This is a genomic window from Sinomonas sp. RB5, assembly GCF_054063535.1.
The window spans coordinates 256,086-272,021 of sequence record NZ_JBSSGJ010000004.1 but is presented as its reverse complement, the minus strand read 5'-3'; the positions used below and the strand labels follow the sequence as shown (position 1 = coordinate 272,021).

The 15,936-nt window shown below is 71.7% G+C and carries 12 protein-coding genes; 1 reads left to right on the top strand and 11 read right to left on the bottom strand.

Annotated features, from left to right (window positions below; genetic code table 11):
- From ACVWWH_RS07460 to ACVWWH_RS07425, 8 genes are all read right to left on the bottom strand, one after another.
- Positions 1–3,079 (bottom strand): N,N-dimethylformamidase beta subunit family domain-containing protein (locus ACVWWH_RS07460; RefSeq protein ID WP_457316126.1); only part of this gene is annotated, 3,079 nt, incomplete at its 3' end.
- Between the two features lie 33 nt (positions 3,080–3,112).
- Positions 3,113–3,427, bottom strand: coding sequence for a VanZ family protein (locus ACVWWH_RS07455; protein WP_457316125.1), 315 nt, complete (start codon positions 3,425–3,427; stop codon positions 3,113–3,115).
- 107 nt (positions 3,428–3,534) lie between these two features.
- Positions 3,535–6,186 carry a WecB/TagA/CpsF family glycosyltransferase gene (locus tag ACVWWH_RS07450; RefSeq protein WP_457316124.1) on the bottom strand — a complete coding sequence of 884 codons (2,652 nt, stop codon included), beginning with the start codon at positions 6,184–6,186 and terminating at the stop codon, positions 3,535–3,537.
- On the bottom strand, positions 6,183–6,785 hold the full coding sequence (locus ACVWWH_RS07445; protein WP_066497004.1) for an acyltransferase: 603 nt from the start codon (positions 6,783–6,785) through the stop codon (positions 6,183–6,185). The genes ACVWWH_RS07450 and ACVWWH_RS07445 overlap by 4 nt, the downstream gene beginning before the upstream one ends.
- Positions 6,786–7,006: 221 nt before the next feature.
- Positions 7,007–8,341 carry a Na+/H+ antiporter NhaA gene (gene nhaA, locus ACVWWH_RS07440; protein WP_457316123.1) on the bottom strand — a complete coding sequence of 445 codons (1,335 nt, stop codon included), beginning with the start codon at positions 8,339–8,341 and terminating at the stop codon, positions 7,007–7,009.
- A gap of 212 nt (positions 8,342–8,553) precedes the next feature.
- Positions 8,554–8,775: an SCO4848 family membrane protein gene (locus ACVWWH_RS07435; RefSeq protein ID WP_066497007.1), complete on the bottom strand. Its 222-nt coding sequence runs from the start codon at positions 8,773–8,775 to the stop codon at positions 8,554–8,556.
- Positions 8,775–9,278: a DUF2505 domain-containing protein gene (locus ACVWWH_RS07430; RefSeq protein ID WP_066497008.1), complete on the bottom strand. Its 504-nt coding sequence runs from the start codon at positions 9,276–9,278 to the stop codon at positions 8,775–8,777. Before ACVWWH_RS07430 ends, ACVWWH_RS07435 begins: the two co-directional genes overlap by 1 nt.
- A gap of 85 nt (positions 9,279–9,363) precedes the next feature.
- Positions 9,364–9,849, bottom strand: a complete 486-nt coding sequence (locus tag ACVWWH_RS07425) for a VanZ family protein (protein ID WP_457316122.1) — start codon at positions 9,847–9,849, stop codon at positions 9,364–9,366.
- Between the two features lie 146 nt (positions 9,850–9,995).
- Here ACVWWH_RS07425 and mfd point away from each other — a divergent pair, with 146 nt between their 5' ends.
- On the top strand, positions 9,996–13,718 hold the full coding sequence (gene mfd, locus ACVWWH_RS07420; protein ID WP_457316121.1) for a transcription-repair coupling factor: 3,723 nt from the start codon (positions 9,996–9,998) through the stop codon (positions 13,716–13,718).
- 91 nt (positions 13,719–13,809) lie between these two features.
- On the opposite strand, the gene ACVWWH_RS07415 is transcribed toward mfd, so the two are convergent.
- The 3 genes from ACVWWH_RS07415 to deoC form a co-directional block, all read right to left on the bottom strand.
- Entirely contained in the window at positions 13,810–14,751 is a 942-nt protein-coding gene (locus ACVWWH_RS07415) for an endonuclease domain-containing protein (RefSeq protein WP_457316120.1), read from the bottom strand.
- Between the two features lie 215 nt (positions 14,752–14,966).
- On the bottom strand, positions 14,967–15,200 hold the full coding sequence (locus ACVWWH_RS07410; RefSeq protein WP_066497014.1) for a hypothetical protein: 234 nt from the start codon (positions 15,198–15,200) through the stop codon (positions 14,967–14,969).
- Between the two features lie 20 nt (positions 15,201–15,220).
- A complete protein-coding gene (gene deoC, locus ACVWWH_RS07405) occupies positions 15,221–15,919 on the bottom strand; it encodes a deoxyribose-phosphate aldolase (protein ID WP_457316119.1) in 699 nt (232 codons plus the stop codon).
- Positions 15,920–15,936 lie beyond the last annotated feature (17 nt).

Below are 15,936 nucleotides of genomic sequence, written 5' to 3'. Positions count from 1 at the left end.
GACTCGCCATGGTCTGGCCGGTCGAGTTCGTTGCCCCGCTCACCGTGGCGGTGTAGGTGGTGCTGTAGGCAAGGGCCGAGGACGGCGTGAACGTCGCCACGGTGTTGGCGCTGTTGAACGCGCTGGTGCCGGCGATGGTGTTGTTGCCCGAGTCCTTGAGCGTGAATGTCACCGAGGACGGGGTGACCGCCTGGTTGAAGGTCGCGCTCGGGGCCACGGTGACCGCTACGCCGGTTGCGTTGGAGGCAGGCGACGTCGACGAGACAGCAGGCGCTGGCGGCGGAGCTCCAGTGGTGAAGCTCCAGGAGTAGGGACTCGCCATGGTCTGGCCGGTCGAGTTCGTTGCCCCGCTCACCGTGGCGGTGTAGGTGGTGCTGTAGGCAAGGGCCGAGGACGGCGTGAACGTCGCCACGGTGTTGGCGCTGTTGAACGCGCTGGTGCCAGCGATGGTGTTGTTGCTCGAGTCCTTGAGCGTGAATGTCACCGAGGACGGGGTGACCGCCTGGTTGAAGGTCGCGCTCGGGGCAACGGTGACCCCAACTCCTGTCGCACCCGAGGACGGCGACGTGCTGGTCACGGCTGGGGCCTGATTGGCCGCAGGGGAGAAGACAGGGTCTACCCAGTAGTACTCGGCGTCGTAGATCTGGTTCGGGAACGTCGAACTCGAGCTGTACGCGTAGAAGCCATTGGGCGAGCTCGGGAGGCTCCGAGTGAAATGAAGGGGCGCGGCGTCAACCGAATCGCTGCCTGCCGGTGGCGGGGAGGGGTTGTTGTAGAAATAGCCGCTGGTCTGTGTGTAGTGACCCTTCGGAGCGTAGTACGAAATGACGTACTTGGTTCCTGCGGTGATCGATACCGGTTGGGAGAAGGTCGCTGACTGCCACCCGGAGGTGCTCTCACCGGAGAAGGTCACGCTGGCGAGCTTCGTTCCGGATGCCGTCCACAGGTTGCCGATGTGGGTGCCGGTGTTCGTGCCGGCCTTGTAGAAGCGGACGCCGGTAACCGTGCCGGCAACGTCGGAATAGAACTGCGCCCCGACTTCGACAGCATTCGGGTCGCCGCTGTCGGCCGCCGCGGGTTTCGTGTTGGTGCCGAAGAGCGAACAAGGGCAGTTCACGGAGACCGAAACGCCAGACCCTGAGGACTCTAGATTTCCATTGTCATCGACTGCCCGGGTCCTGATGGTGGTGGATGGGTTGGTGTGGGCAATCCAGGAGTAGGTCCAACTCGTGGTACCTGATGCCGGGTGCCAGGTAGTGCCGCCATCAGTCGAGACCTCCACGCCAGCAACAACGCCCCCTCCGGAGTCTGAGGCAGTGCCCTTGATCGTCATAACGCTGCCGTCAGCGACGGTCGTCCCTGCCGTTGGTGAGGTGATGGCCGACGTCGGGGCAGTCGTATCCGTCGAAGCCGTCGCTGCGACCAGGCCGGACATGATCGTGACCGGCTGAACGCCCATATCGGCGAACAGGTTGATGGTCGCCTGCTTCATGTTCGTGTCGGTATTTCCACCCGTCCAGGAGTTGTCAAGGCCCCAAGACCATTGGACGGTGCCGGCCCCGAATACGAGAGCACCGCTTGGGGCTCGGTACTCAGTCAGATGGTGCGTTGCCGTTTGGCCGTCCTGGGTATTCGTGCCGTAGTCGGTGAAGACCTGGGAGTTGGTGTACGTGGTCGATGAAAGGTCGAAGAGTCCAGCGGGTCTGAAGCCGTTGTCGGCGTCGAGGTCCCATTCGTACCCGAGCGTGCCGAGCCCGGAGCCCAGCGTGACGGACTGGCTGCCCGTGAGGTTCGCGACGGCCGTGTTGCGCCATAGCCTGAGTTTGGCGTACTGCGCTGGCACCGTGATGTCGGTTGTTCCCCGGTTGACGTTGAAGAACTGACCGCTCAGCGCGTTCTGGGGGTTCCCGGCGCCGCCTGAGGTGCCGAAGCGCGGATCAGCGTACGTGCCGGTCCATGTGACGGGATCGGTTGGCTGGTTGAAGTGGGTGTCCTTGTAGCAGACCAAGGTGCGTCCCGACGTCGTCGGGCCGGCCTGGCTGGGTTCCCAGCGTGTCCGCCAGAAGATCTCGTTTCCGGTGAACATCGCGATATTGACGCCCTTGTCGCGGGCAGCCTCGATATTGGCCCGCTGGTCGTACGAGACGTATTCGTCATGCCCGGATGTGACGAAGGTCTTGTGGTTGAGGAGCGATGAGCCGTTCGTCGCTGTGTCCAAGCCGGCCTGATACGTCATGTCGTAGCCGTTGGCTTCCATGAAGCGAATCATGGGCATTTCCGCGTACGTGATCCAGTCGGTTCCGTTGTCGTCGAGGGCTGTATGGAAGGGCCTGTTGTAGGACACCTTGAAGGCGCCTTTGTAGCCCTGCGGGTTCCCCGGCGGGCACGCGACGGTGCACGAGTACAGGCTGTTGCCGCCGTAGCTGTTGTACGCCTGCCAGGTCTCGTCCGAGGTCTGGAAGAGGATCGCTGACGTCGACGAGTCGTTGCGCACCACGAAGGTGATCCAGCTGCTTCCGCCGGTGTCGTCGCGGACAAGGTGGGCGATGTAGACGCCTGAGACGGCCGTCGAGGGCACCGTCCAGGAAGCCGAGAGGGCCCAGTTGCCGCAGTCGATCAATCCAGTGTCTGAGAACGTCTGGCAGGCCGGCTGGTTCTGGGGCAGCGACGCGCTTGGTTTGAGGCCGGAGGCGATCTTGCGCGCTCCATTGCCTTGGTAGTACCCGAGCCGCAGGATGTCGAAGTGGTACGACTTGGCGTTGGTGTTGATGTCGAAGTTGACCGTCTGGCCGGCGTTGACGCTCATCTGCGTCGCAAAGCCCTGGATCGTGGAGTCACCCGCGCCCGAGATCATCCAGTCGCTCTGCGGATCGCCCGCGAGAGTGTTCTCACAGGCGACCGCACTCACCACCGGTGAGCAGGGATTGGTGGCAGCCTCGGCCGGCGGCGCACCAGCTACGAGGGGAATGGCCGCGAGCGTGCCCGCGACGAGGAGGCCGGAGGCGAGTGCCGCAGTGGCTCGGCGGAGCCCGGTACGCGGGAATCGGTGGAGCAATCTGAGGGCTGCTGACGGTGCCACGTGGACTCCTCGGTGGGACATGGTGCGCTGCTACTAGAGGGACGAGCGTTCTGAGGCCGACCCACCGCGGGGCGCGGCAGGCTGAGCCAGGTGGACTTGGATCCACCGCGAAGCGGTGAAGAGCAGGTAGCCCGCGAGGGCTCCGGATGTGTTGGTAAGGACATCCCGTGGCGTTCCGAGGCGGGTAGAGATGAAGGCTGCCTGGACGACCTCGATCCCCGTCGAGAGCAGGCAGGAGAGCACGATGGCAAGCCAACGGCGCCCGCTGGGCAGGAGCTGCGCCCCCAGGAAGCCGAGCGGGACGAACACCAGCACGTTCGCCGCGGCCTCGACCTCACCTGCCCTCACGCCAGCGGGCAGAGACACTCCACGCAGGCTGGGTCCCACAGGGCTGAACACCAGCACGGCGAGCAGGGCGCAGTACATCGCGAGTACCCAGAGCACCACACGCCGCCTCATCGCCGGCTGCTCTCGTCGCGCTCCCAGGGCGCCGGGCCCGCGACCGGGCCGATCCTGCGCCCCACGAGCGCGAACGTCGCGTACACGGCGGCGTCGGCCGCGGAGAGCGGCCCGCGCACGGAGGCGAGGAGTCCGCGGATGGTGCGTCCCGGCGTGCCCCCGCCGGCGAGGGCGGGGGCACGGTAGACGCGGTGCAGGGTGGACATGAGCGAGCCCGCCGTCTGCGGGGGGCGTACAGTGACGGGCTCGCAGTCGAGGATGACCTTCGCTTCGGGGGGGAACAGGGCATCGACGTAGTAGTCGTCCGCGGCGTCCTCGGGGAAGCGGCCGAGCCGGCGGTGGCCGGCCTCGCTGAGGGCATAGCAGCCGGCGCCCCACAGCGCAGCACGGTTCGACGGGACCCGCACGCGGGCCCGGTAGTAGGCCGCGACGAGCGGATCGCACCCCGTGTCGTCATAGCGGAAGCCCGGCCGCCCGGCCAGGTACCGGCCCCGTCCCAGCTCGGCCAGCACGCTGGCCAGCGCCGCCGGCGGGAGCTCGATGTCGGCGTCCAGATAGACACGGGGCCACTGCGTGGCCACGGCATCCGCGGCGTTGAGCGCCCGGCCCTTGCCCGGCTCCGGCAGCTCGAGCACGCGCACCCCGTGGAAGGCCCGCGCCACCTCCGCGGTCGCGTCGGTGCAGGCGTTGCACGCCACGATCACTTCGACGCGCGCGCTCGCGAGCGCCGGCCGGAGCCTCTCGAGCGTCCGGCCGATCACCGCCTCCTCGTTGTGGGCGGGGATCACGATGCTTCCTCGGGGGTGCTCGGCGGGGACGGGGGGCTGGCCGGGCACGACGGCGGGACCGGCCAGCGGCACGAGGGCGCCCCAGCGGCGCGGGCGGAGGAGCGCCGCCAGCGTGCGGCGGTGGCCGCCGTCGTACGAGCGCAGCGCCTCCCGGGCGACGACGGCGGCGGAGGCGAGTGCCGCGGGGGCGCCGGGGTGGTGCTTGCGCATGTAGCGGATGCGGTTGACGGCCAGGAGGGCTGCGAGGGGGCCCGAGGTCCCGGACCCGGCACCGGAGTGCCGCACCCGGGCCGCCGGCTCGAACCAGACCTCGAAGCCGCGCGCGCGGAGGGCGTGGCAGTAGTCGGTCTCCTCGGAGTACATGAAGTAGCGCTCGTCCCAGGGGCCGGTCTCTGCCGCGGCACGGGCCGAGACGAGCATCGCCGCGCCGGTGGCCCAGTCCACGGTGTGCGCGTGGGCGTAGCTCTCGGACTCGTAGTCGGTCTCGGCGCACCACTGCGGGCGGCCGGCGAAGTGCGCCCCGAAGAGGGCGTCGCCCCAGATCCGCGCCGCGGTGGGCTCCCGCCGCAGCGAGGGGTGCGGCGCGCCGTCGTCGTCCACGAGGAGGGGCACGACGGCGCCCGCCCCGCTCGCGCGCAGCCTCGCCAGGAGCGCGGCGACGGCCCCGGGGGAGACCTCGGTGTCGGGATTGAGGACGAGGTACGCCTCGGCGTGCCCGGCCGCGGCCACGGCGGCATTGATCCCGCCCGCGTAGCCGAGGTTCCCGCCGGTGGGGAAGGCGCGGACGTCGGGGTGCCGGGCGAGCGCGTCGAGCGTGGCGCGGTCGGGGGAGTTGTCGGCGACGACGACGCGGAGCCGCACCGCCCGGGCCTCCCGCCGCAGCGAGGCGACGAGCGCGTCCACCCTGTCGGCGTTGTTGTAGGTCACGACGACGACCGCGACCTCGGCGCCCTCGCCGTCGCGCACGAACGCGCCCTCGGCACCTGGCCGGGCACCGCCGCCGTCCCGGGGCAGCCCCCGGCCGGCAGGGTGGGCGGCACGCGCCGAGGCCCGGGCGGCCTCCCGCCGCGCCGCGGCGGACAGCGCGATGCCTCCCGCGGCACTGTGCCGGCGCAGGCGCAGGTAGGCCTCGGGCCCCTGCACCAGGTACCGCTCGGAGAGGCGGGCCGGCTCGAGGGCGAGCCTCCACGCCCATTCGAAGCCGTGCTCGGCCACCCAGGCTGGGGCCCGCTGGATGCGCTCGGCCAGGAAGTCGACCACGGCGCCGAACGCGAGCAGCGCCCGCGCCCCGGTGTGCGCGCCATGCTCGGCGATCCACAGCTCCTGCCGCGGCTTGCCCAGGCCCACGACGAGCACGTCGGTGCGGGCCGCGGCGACCGCGAGGGCCGTGGCGCGTGCCGAGTCCGGGTCCCCGAGCTCCTCCCGGCTGGGACTCCAGAAGCCGGCCACCTCGAGGCCCGGCCGCCGCTCGGCCAGCCGGGCGGCGAGCAGTTCCTGTGCCGCGGGGCTGCCGCCGAGGAAGCCGACGCGCAGCCCGTCTGCCGCGGCGCGGTCCAGGAGCGGGCCGATCAGGTCGCTGCCGGCGAGCCGCGGCCAGGCCCTGCCGGTGATCCTCTCGGCCTCGGCGGCGAGCGGCGCCCCGTCGAGCAGCGTGAGCCACTCGACGTCGTCGGCGGCCTCGAGCGCGTGCTGCCAGCGGCCGCCCGCGCCGAAGTGGAAGACGTGGTCGAGGTTCGCCGAGACGACGCCGAGGGGCGCGGTGCGCCCGCGGCAGCCGCCGAGGATGGCCTCGACGGCCTCCGCTGCGTCGAGGAGAGTCACGGCGGTGCCGCCGAGCTGCACCCTGGCCGGCGCGCTCACGCCTCGGCCCTCCGCAGCCGCCCGGCGTCCTCGGTGTACCGGGTGCCGGTCGCGGGGCACACCCACGCGGTCCCGGCCTCGGCCGTATCCTCCTTCAGGCGGTGGCCCGCCTCGCCCACCCAGCCGATCCGGCGGGCCGGAACGCCGGCCACCAACGCGTAGTCCGGCACGTCCCGCACCACGACGGCGCCGGCCGCCACCGTGGCCCACGCCCCGATCCGCACCGGCGCCACGCACACCGCCCTGGCGCCGATGGCGGCGCCCCGGCCCACCCAGACGCCCACCGCGTCCCAGTCGGCGGCCGACTTGGGCGTGCCGTCCGGGTTGACGGCCCGCGGGTTCAGGTCATTCGTGAGGACTGCGCCGGGGCCCACGAAGGCGCCGTCCTCGAGCACCGCGGGCTCGTACACGAGCGCGTAGTTCTGCAGTTTGCAGCGGTCGCCGACCACGGCGCCGGGGCCCACGTACACCCCCCGGCCCACGGTGCACTCGCTGCCGATCCGGGCGCCGGCCCGCACGTGCGCGTACTGCCAGAGGGTGGTCGCGGACCCGATCTGCGCGCCGTCCTCGACCACCGCCGTTGCGTCGATCCGATCCATGCAGGCCTCCGTCCCCACGCGTGATGCGTTCCGTATGTGCAGGTGGCACCACGGTCGTCAGGCGGGGAACAGGGGGACAAGCGAGGGGAGGGGAATCGAGGATCGGCCGGCCCGGAATCAGGTGGTGCAGCACGGCGGGCGTCCGCCGTGCGCGTATGCTCCGGGGCGCCGGGCAAGTAGTACCGAGTACAGCGCCTTCTGCGTCTGCGTACCGGGACGGGTCAGCCCGCGGTGCCCCGCTCGAACGCGTCCGGGATGCCGTCGCCGTCCGCGTCGCCGGTCGCGACCGACTCGGCGGCCTCCACGCCCCGGTAGTGCCGGTTGCGGGCACGGAGCACGACGGCGGCGAGCAGCGCCGCCGTCACCGACCCGGCGAGGATCGCGGCCTTGGCGTGCTCGCCGTGCGGGGAGGCGGGGCCGAAGGAGAGCTCGGAGATGAGCAGGGAGACGGTGAAGCCCACCCCCGTGAGCAGCGCCAGGCCCGCGAGGTCGATCCACGCGAGGTCCGAGTCGAGATCGGCGTGCTGGCTCTTGGCCACGAGCCAGGTGGCGGAGAACACCCCGGCGGCCTTGCCCGCCACGAGGGCCGCGGCGATGCCGAGCGCCACCGGATCCTGCAGCGCGGAGACGAGGCCGTCCCACCCGCCGATGGCCACGCCCGCGGAGAAGAAGGCGAAGACGGGCACCGCCACCCCGGCCGAGAGGGGCCGGAGCCGGTGCTCGAAGATCTCCGCGAGGCCCGGGCCCGCCTCGGGGCCGCCGTTCTTCGCGCTGCGCAGCACGGGCACGGTGAAGGCCAGGAGCACGCCGGCGACCGTCGCATGGATGCCGGAGGCGTGCACGAGGGCCCACGTCGCGAGCGCGAGCGGGACGAGCAGGTACCAGGCGCGGACGCGGAGCTGGACGAGGACTCCGAACGCGGCGAGCGGCACGAGGGCGAGCAGCAGGTAGGCGGGCGCCAGGTCGGAGGAGTAGAAGAAGGCGATGATGGCGATCGCGAGCAGGTCGTCCACCACGGCCAGGGTCAGCAGGAAGGTGCGCAGCGCCGCGGGCAGGTGGGTGCTGATCACGGCCAGGACCGCGAGGGCGAAGGCGATGTCGGTCGCCGTCGGGATCGCCCAGCCCTTCAGCCCGTCGGAGCCGGCGGCGAGGTTGACGCCCACGTAGACGAGCGCCGGCACCGCGACCCCGCCGAATGCCGCGACCACGGGCACGAGTGCCGCGGAGGGCCGGCGCAGGTCGCCGGCCACGAACTCGCGCTTGAGCTCGAGCCCGGCGACGAAGAAGAACAGGGCGAGCAGGCCGTCGGCCGCCCACGAACCGACGCTGAGCTCGAGGTGCCACGGTGCGTAGCCGAGCCGCGCGTCGCGCACGGCGGTGTAGGCCGGCCCGGCGGGGGAGTTGGCCCACACGAGCGCCGCCACGGTCGCGAGGAGCAGCAGCGCGCCGCCCACCGTCTCCTTGCGGAGGATCTCGGCGATGCGGCGGTACTCGGGGTAGGTTCCGCGGCTGAGGGTGGAGGCCAGCGGACGACGGCGCGGGGCGGGCTGCGGCACGGATTCATCCCATCGGTCGGGGGTCTCCTCGCGGGGAGGACTGTCTCACGCCGACCAGACTTCCCGGCACACCTTCATCCATTCTAGGGGGACCGGGGTCCGGGAAGCAGAACGGCGCCCCGGCCACCCGCAGCAGCGGGCGGCCGGGGCGCCGTCGTGCGCTCTGTGCCCCGCCGTCCCGGGCGTCCCCCGCCCCGGAACGGCCAGGAGGCTCAGGAGAAGAGCGTCCTGATCCCGATCACGGCAACCGCCACGCCGAGCGTCACCGAGATGGACACGAGCAGCAGGTGGACGGTCATGAACCGGGTGGCCCGGCCCTGCTCATCCTTGGCCCGCGGATCCTTCATGATCCGGCGGAGGAACTGCGGCCACACCACGAGGTTCCACACGCCGGCCACGATGAGCACCCAGGAGAGGGCGACCGGCAGCTGCATCAGTTGATCTCGCCGGCCAGCCAGGCCTCGGCCTGCGTCGCCTGGAGGTTGAGCGCCTTGCCGACCATCGGCTCGGCGGCGGAGGCGATCTTGCCGCCCAGGAGGGGCACCGAGGAGCTCACGGTGCCGTTGAGCTCGATGCGGGTCGCGCCGCCGTCGGCCGCGAGGCGCTGAACGGCCGCGACGTCCACCGGCGCGCCGGCAACCTTGACCTTGATGTCGGCCTGGCGGGAGCCGTCGGCCTCGGGCGCGCCCCAGACCTCGGTCTGGGTGACGTTGACGTACTCGCCGACGACCTTGCGGGCGATCTCGGGCAGGCGCTGCGTGGGCAGCTGGCGTACGACCGTGGCCGTGAAGGCGCCGGCGACGTCGCCGTCGACCGCGAACGACTCGAGGCGGCCGCCGACGAGCTCGCTCACATGGCGCTGGAACGCCTCGTCCGCGAACACCGCCGCAACGCGGTCGACGGGGAAGTTGAGGGTCTGGCTGGCTGACAGTGCCACAGGGGTCCTTCCGTAGGAGGCTGGGGTTTGGCGGAACGAATGCGGTCCCGGCACAGGCACGCGGGGGCGCGCGCCGAAGACCATCCTAGGGTGCCGTGGGGCGGCGCCCGGACGCGGGCTGCGGCGCGGATGCGGGCTGTCGGCGCTGCACGAGCACCGCGACCGCAGCCCCCACGAGCGCGCCCAGGCTGTTGGCGAGGATGTCCATCAGGGACGCCGTCCGCTCGGGCAGGAACAGCGCCTGCGCGGTCTCGGCCGCCGCCGACGCCGCGACCCCGGCGAGCACCGCGGCCCACGGCCGGGCGCCCAGGAGCACGGCCAGGAAGCCGAACGGGACGAAGAACGCGACGTTGGACGTCCACTCGAGCTGGGCGTAGCCGAGCCAGCGGGGGAGCCCCTGCGCGTGCAGCCACAGGAAGACGGCCTGGATCGTGCCCGCCTCCGGCCGGTCCACGGGCGAGGGCCACAGGACCACGAGGGCCACCCCGGCCAGGTACAGCACCGCCGCGGCCGCCAGGGCACGCCGCACCCCGGGCCGGAGTGAGGGGGTTCGGGGCGCGCGCTGGACCATCCCTCCCATGCTACGGGCGAACGCGGCCCGCCCGCGCGCGGCGCATTGGCTAAGCTGGGACAGCCCCCGGCCTCGCAGAGTGTCGGGGCTGTTGTGCTGTCGTGGCGCGCGGCCCGCTGACGGAGCGCGCGAGTGAGGAGCCAGAAGTGTCTGTTGACGTGCTGCGCCCGGCGAGCCGCGAGGGCGCCCCCATCCTCGAGGGCCTGCGCCGTGCCGTCGGGGAGGACGCGAGCGTGGCCCGGCTCCGCGAGTACGCCTCCAAGCCGGCGGCCCGCCGCAGCCAGGACCTCCAGGTGGTCGCGCCCACCGGGCTCCGGCCGGTGCTCGTCGCCGAGGTGGTCGAGGCGCTGCCGGAACCGGGCGCCGTCGTGCTCGCCGTGACCGCGACCGAGCGCGAGGCTGAGGACCTCGTCTCGGCGCTGGGCGCCTACGTCCCGGCCGAGTCCGTCGCGCTCTTCCCGAGCTGGGAGACCCTCCCGCACGAGCGGCTCTCGCCGCGCTCGGACACCGTGGGGCGGCGGTTGGCCGTCCTGCGCCGCCTCGCGCACCCCGCGGCCGCGCCGGCCGACGGCGGCGGCCGGGCCACCGGAGAGCTCAGGGTCGTGGTCGCGCCCGTGCGCGCGGTGCTGCAGCCGCTCGTGGCTGGCCTCGGGGACCTCGAGCCGGTCTCCCTCGCCGTCGGGCAGGACGCGCCGTTCGACGACGTGGTCCGAGCGCTCGCCGACGCCGCGTATGCACGCGTCGACATGGTCAGCCACCGCGGCGAGTTCGCCGTGCGCGGCGGCATCATCGACGTCTTCCCGCCCACCGAGGACCACCCCGTCCGCGTCGAGTTCTTCGGCGACGAGGTCGAGCAGATGCGCTGGTTCGCCGTCGCCGACCAGCGCTCCCTCAGCGGGCCCACCGTCCACCACCCCACCGCGCTGTTCGCCCCGCCCTGCCGCGAGCTGCTCATCACCCCCGCGGTGATGGGCCGCGCCGCCAGGCTCAAGGGGCGGCTGCCCGCCGCGGCGGACATGCTCGAGAAGATCGCCGGCGGGATCGCGGTCGAGGGCATGGAGTCCCTCGCCCCGCTCCTCGTGGACCGCATGGTCCCGTTCATCGGGGAGCTCCCGGCCGGGTCGGCCGCGCTCGTCATGGAGCCGGAGAAGGTGCGCGCCCGCGCCCACGACCTCGCCGCGACCAACGAGGAGTTCCTCGCCGCCGCGTGGGCCACCGCGTCCGACGGCGGCGCCGCACCGCTCGACGTCGCCCTCGCCGAGGCGGGGGAGGACTCGGGCGAGCACGCCGGCCGGCTCGAGGACGCGAGCTTCGCCACGCTGGGCGAGGTCCGCTCCGACGCCCAGGAGCGCGGCGTCACGTGGTGGTCGCTCACGTCCCTCGGCGTGGACCAGGGGACGGTCCTGGACATCGACGTGGTCACCATCGCCGCCCGCGAGCCCCGCGGGTACCAGGGCGACGTGGCCGAGATGATGGAGTTCATCGGGGGCAGGGTGCGGGACGAGTGGCGGATCGTCGTCGCGACGGACGGCCCCGGGCCCGCCCAGCGCCTGGCCGAGCTGTTCCACGACGCGAACATCCCGTGCAGCCGCATCGACGGGCTCGACCGCGCCCCCGACCCCGGCATCATCGAGATCACCAAGGCACCGGCCGGCAAGGGCTTCGTGCTCGACGGGCTCAAGCTCGGGCTCCTCACCGAGGCGGACCTGCTCGGGCGGGCGAGCGCGGCGGGGACCCGCGACATGCGCAAGATGCCCTCCCGGCGGCGCAACGCCGTCGACCCCCTCTCGCTCACCGCGGGGGACTTCGTGGTGCACGAGCAGCACGGGATCGGGAAGTTCGTCGAGCTCGTGCAGCGCAAGATAGCCGGAGGCGGACACAGCGCGGGGCAGGGCGCGGCCGGTGCCGCGCCGACGCGCGAGTACATGGTCCTCGAGTACGCGCCGGCCAAGCGCGGCGCGCCGGGGGACCGGCTCTTCGTGCCCACCGACCAGCTGGACCAGGTGACCCGGTACGTGGGCGGGGACACGCCGTCGCTGTCGAAGATGGGCGGGGCCGACTGGGCCTCGACCAAGTCCAAGGCCAAGAAGGCGGTCAAGGAGATCGCCGGGGAGCTCATCCGGCTCTACTCGGCCCGCATGGCGTCCAAGGGGCACGCGTTCGGGCCCGACACCCCCTGGCAGCGCGAGCTCGAGGAGGCGTTCCCCTACGTCGAGACGCCGGACCAGCTCACCACGATCAACGAGGTCAAGGCGGACATGGAGCGCGAGGTCCCCATGGACCGCCTGGTCTCCGGCGACGTCGGCTACGGCAAGACCGAGATCGCCGTCCGGGCCGCGTTCAAGGCGGTCCAGGACGGCAAGCAGGTGGCCGTGCTCGTGCCGACCACCCTGCTCGCCCAGCAGCACTACGAGACGTTCTCGGAGCGGTTCTCGGGCTTCCCGGTCCGCGTGCGGGCGCTCTCGCGCTTCCAGACCGGCACGGAGTCCAAGGAGACGCTCGAGGGGCTCAAGAACGGCTCGGTCGACGTGGTCATCGGCACGCACCGGCTCCTGTCCAAGGAGGTCCAGTTCAAGGACCTGGGCCTGGTGATCATCGACGAGGAGCAGCGCTTCGGCGTCGAGCACAAGGAGGAGCTCAAGAAGATGCGCACCAACGTGGACGTCCTCGCGATGTCCGCGACGCCCATCCCGCGCACGCTCGAGATGTCCCTCACCGGCATCCGCGAGACCTCCACGCTCGCCACGCCGCCCGAGGAGCGCCACCCCGTCCTGACCTACGTGGGCCCGTACACGGACAAGCAGGTCTCCGCCGCCATCCGCCGCGAGCTCATGCGCGAGGGCCAGGTGTTCTTCGTGCACAACCGCGTCTCCTCGATCGACAAGACGGCCGCCGCGATCCGCGAGCTCGTGCCCGAGGCGCGCGTCGAGGTGGCCCATGGACAGATGTCCGAGTCCCGGCTCGAGAAGATCATCGTGGACTTCTGGGAGAAGCGCTTCGACGTGCTCGTGTGCACCACCATCATCGAAACCGGCCTCGACATCTCCAACGCGAACACGCTCATCATCGACCGCGCCGACTCCTATGGCCTCTCCCAGCTGCACCAGCTGCGCGGCCGGGTGGGCCGCGGGCGCGAGCGCGCGTACGCGTACTTCCTGTACCCGGCGGAGAAGCCCCTCGGCGAGGTCGCCCTCGAGCGGCTCAAGGCGGTCGCGGCGCACAACGAGCTGGGCGCCGGCATGCAGCTGGCCATGAAGGACCTCGAGATCCGCGGCGCCGGCAACCTCCTCGGCGGCGAGCAGTCCGGGCACATCCAGGGCGTGGGGTTCGACCTCTACATCCGGCTCGTCGGCGAGGCCGTCGCGGACTTCCGCGGGGAGGGCGAGGAGAAGGCCGCCGAGATGAAGATCGAGCTCCCGGTGAACGCGCACCTCCCGCACGACTACGTGCCGGGGGAGCGGCTCCGCCTGGAGGCCTACCGCAAGCTCGCTGCCGCGACGGACGACGCCGGCATCAACGAGGTCATGGAGGAGCTCACGGACCGGTACGGCGAGCCGCCCGCCCCGGTGCAGAACCTCGCGGCCGTGGCACGGTTCCGGGTGCGGGCCCGCGCGGCGGGCCTGACCGACGTGGCGCTCCAGGGGAACATGGTGCGCTTCGCGCCCGCCGACCTGCCCGAGTCCAAGCAGATGCGCCTGACCCGGATGTACAAGGGGGCCCAGTACAAGCCGGCGCTCAACGCCGTGCTCATCCCCAAGCCCAAGACCGCCCCCATCGGCGGTGCCGACCTCGCCGACGGGGAGATCCTCGCCTGGGCGGACCAGGTGGTGGAGGCCATCTTCGCCCCGGCCCCCTCGACCACCCCCTGAGGACCCGCCCACCCGGCCCCGCAGACCCCCCGTTTCGGGTACGCATCTCGTCGGGTTCTCGCGGTTTCGGGTACGAGCCGCCGAGCCGCCGTCAGCGCCAGCCCTGTGACGTCAGGGCGGCGACGACGCGGCTGACGATGTGCGCCTCGCCTCTGACGAGGTCCTCCCGGGTGAGGATCACCTGCGCCCAGCCGGCCGCCACGGTCCTCCGGTTGCGGCTGCGGTCCCATAGCTGCTGCTCGGGGTCAAGGTGGTGCTCGCCGTCGTACTCGATGGCCACGCGGTAGCGGGCGTTGCCCAGATCGACCCACAGGACCTTGCCCCAGGGGTCCACGACGACGCAGTTGGGTTTGAAAGGCGGCAGGCCCGCGCGCTCGAGCATGAGCCGGATCCGCGTCTCCTGCGGCGAATCGGCTCCCACGGCCATGAGCTCGAGGGCGATCCGCGCCCTCCCGAGGCCGGGGACCCGGCGCTTGCCGCCAACATAGGCGCGCAATTGGGCGAGCGTGACGATCGCTGTGCGCGGATGGATCCCGCGCTGGTGTTCCGAGACCAGGTGCTCGCCGGCAACGATGACGTCGTCCATGGTCAGCTGACGGACCCCGCACAGGTCGAGCCAGGTCCGCTCAGCCGTGGTGACCCTCGTGCCGCCGAGCATCATCACGTCGTCGGCACCGAGGCGGACGCGGTGCCCGCGCACCTCGAAGCGCCGGGGCTGGCCGAGCCGCTCCTCCGGGCCGCCGGACCGGGCGAGATCGATCTGGGACGTGTCCTGGGCCCACGCGGGCAGGGGGATGCCGTGGAGGAGGGAAGCCGTCAGGTGGCTGACGGAGGTGGACTCGTGCAGCCGCGTGTAGGGGGCCGCCCGGCTCAGAAGGTCCTCGCGGGCGTCGAGCGGCCTGCGGATGCCGCGGCTCGGGATGATGATGCCGCCGCCGCGCACCCTGCCCGGCCCGAGCTCCGACTCGAGCCCGTCGAGCAGGGTGAAGGAGGCCGTGGGGAGCCGGTCAGCGGAGCCTGTGCTGTTCGTCACCTCACCATTGAGCCACGGACGACGGCGATGCCTCCTGAGTTATCCACAGGCCTTTCGTTTCGGGTACAGACAGCTGCCCGCCTGCGGTGCTCCTCGGAGCGGCAGGCGGGCAGAGCGTGTACCCGGAACGGATATAGGGCGACGAGATGCGTACCCGAAATGCCGATAGGGCGACGAGATGCGTACCCGAAACCGGGGGGTAGGCGGGGGCGGGGTCAGCGGCGGTGCTGCTCGCCCGTGGTGTTCTTGGCCATGAACGTCATCGGGATCCCGAACGCCGCAGCGAACAGGAAGATGAGGGCCGCCATGGGCCAGACGTTCGTGAAGTCGAGGAACTGCACGAGGTACAGGCCCAGGAGGAAGAGGACCATGAAGATCACGAAGAGGATGATGCTGCCGCCGAGCGGGTTCGGCTCGAGCGGGCGGTTGTACTGGTCGTCGTCAGACATGTCTCTCCTGTGCGCTGCGTCTAGTAGCCGCCGGCGCCGCTGGTGCCGCCGGTGACGATGGCCACCCCGGAGCTGGCTCCGATCCGGGTGGCGCCTGCTGCAATCATAGCCCGGGCGTCGTCCGCGGTCCGCACCCCGCCGGACGCCTTGACGCCGAGGTCCGGGCCCACCGTGGCGCGCATGAGCGCGATGTCCTCGACGGTGGCTCCGCCCCCGTTGAAGCCCGTGGAGGTCTTCACGAAGTCCGCCCCGGCCTCGACGGCGGCCTCGCACGCGAGGACCTTCTGCGCATCGGTCAGGAGCGAGGTCTCGATGATGACCTTGAGGATCGAGGAGCTGCCGTGCACGGCCTCGGCGACCGCCTGGATGTCGTCGACGAGGGTGCCGCGGTCGTTCGCCCGCGCGGCAGCGATGTTGATGACCATGTCGACCTCGTCCGCGCCGTCCAGCGTGGCGCCGCGCGCCTCGAAGACCTTCACGTCGGTGGGGGTCGCCCCGAGCGGGAAGCCGGCCACGGCGCACGTGAGCACGCCCGAGCCGCGCAGCGCCCGCGTCGCCGCCTTGACCCAGAGCGGGTTCACGCACACCGACTTGAATCCGTACTTCACGGCCTCGCTGCACAGGGTGAGGATGTCCGCCTCGCTGGCCTCCGGCTTGAGCAGGGTGTGGTCGATGTAGCCGGCAAGGTCCGCGGGAGTCAGTGCGGGCTCGGAAGACACGTCGGCGTCCTTTCGCT

Excerpts from the sequence above, each read along its gene's own strand:
- ACVWWH_RS07445 (WP_066497004.1), bottom strand. The coding sequence starts at position 6,785 with ATGGATCGGATCGACGCAACGGCGGTGGTCGAGGACGGCGCGCAGATC.
- ACVWWH_RS07435 (WP_066497007.1), bottom strand. The coding sequence starts at position 8,775 with ATGCAGCTGCCGGTCGCCCTCTCCTGGGTGCTCATCGTGGCCGGCGTG.
- ACVWWH_RS07425 (WP_457316122.1), bottom strand. The coding sequence starts at position 9,849 with ATGGTCCAGCGCGCGCCCCGAACCCCCTCACTCCGGCCCGGGGTGCGG.
- ACVWWH_RS07410 (WP_066497014.1), bottom strand. The coding sequence starts at position 15,200 with ATGTCTGACGACGACCAGTACAACCGCCCGCTCGAGCCGAACCCGCTC.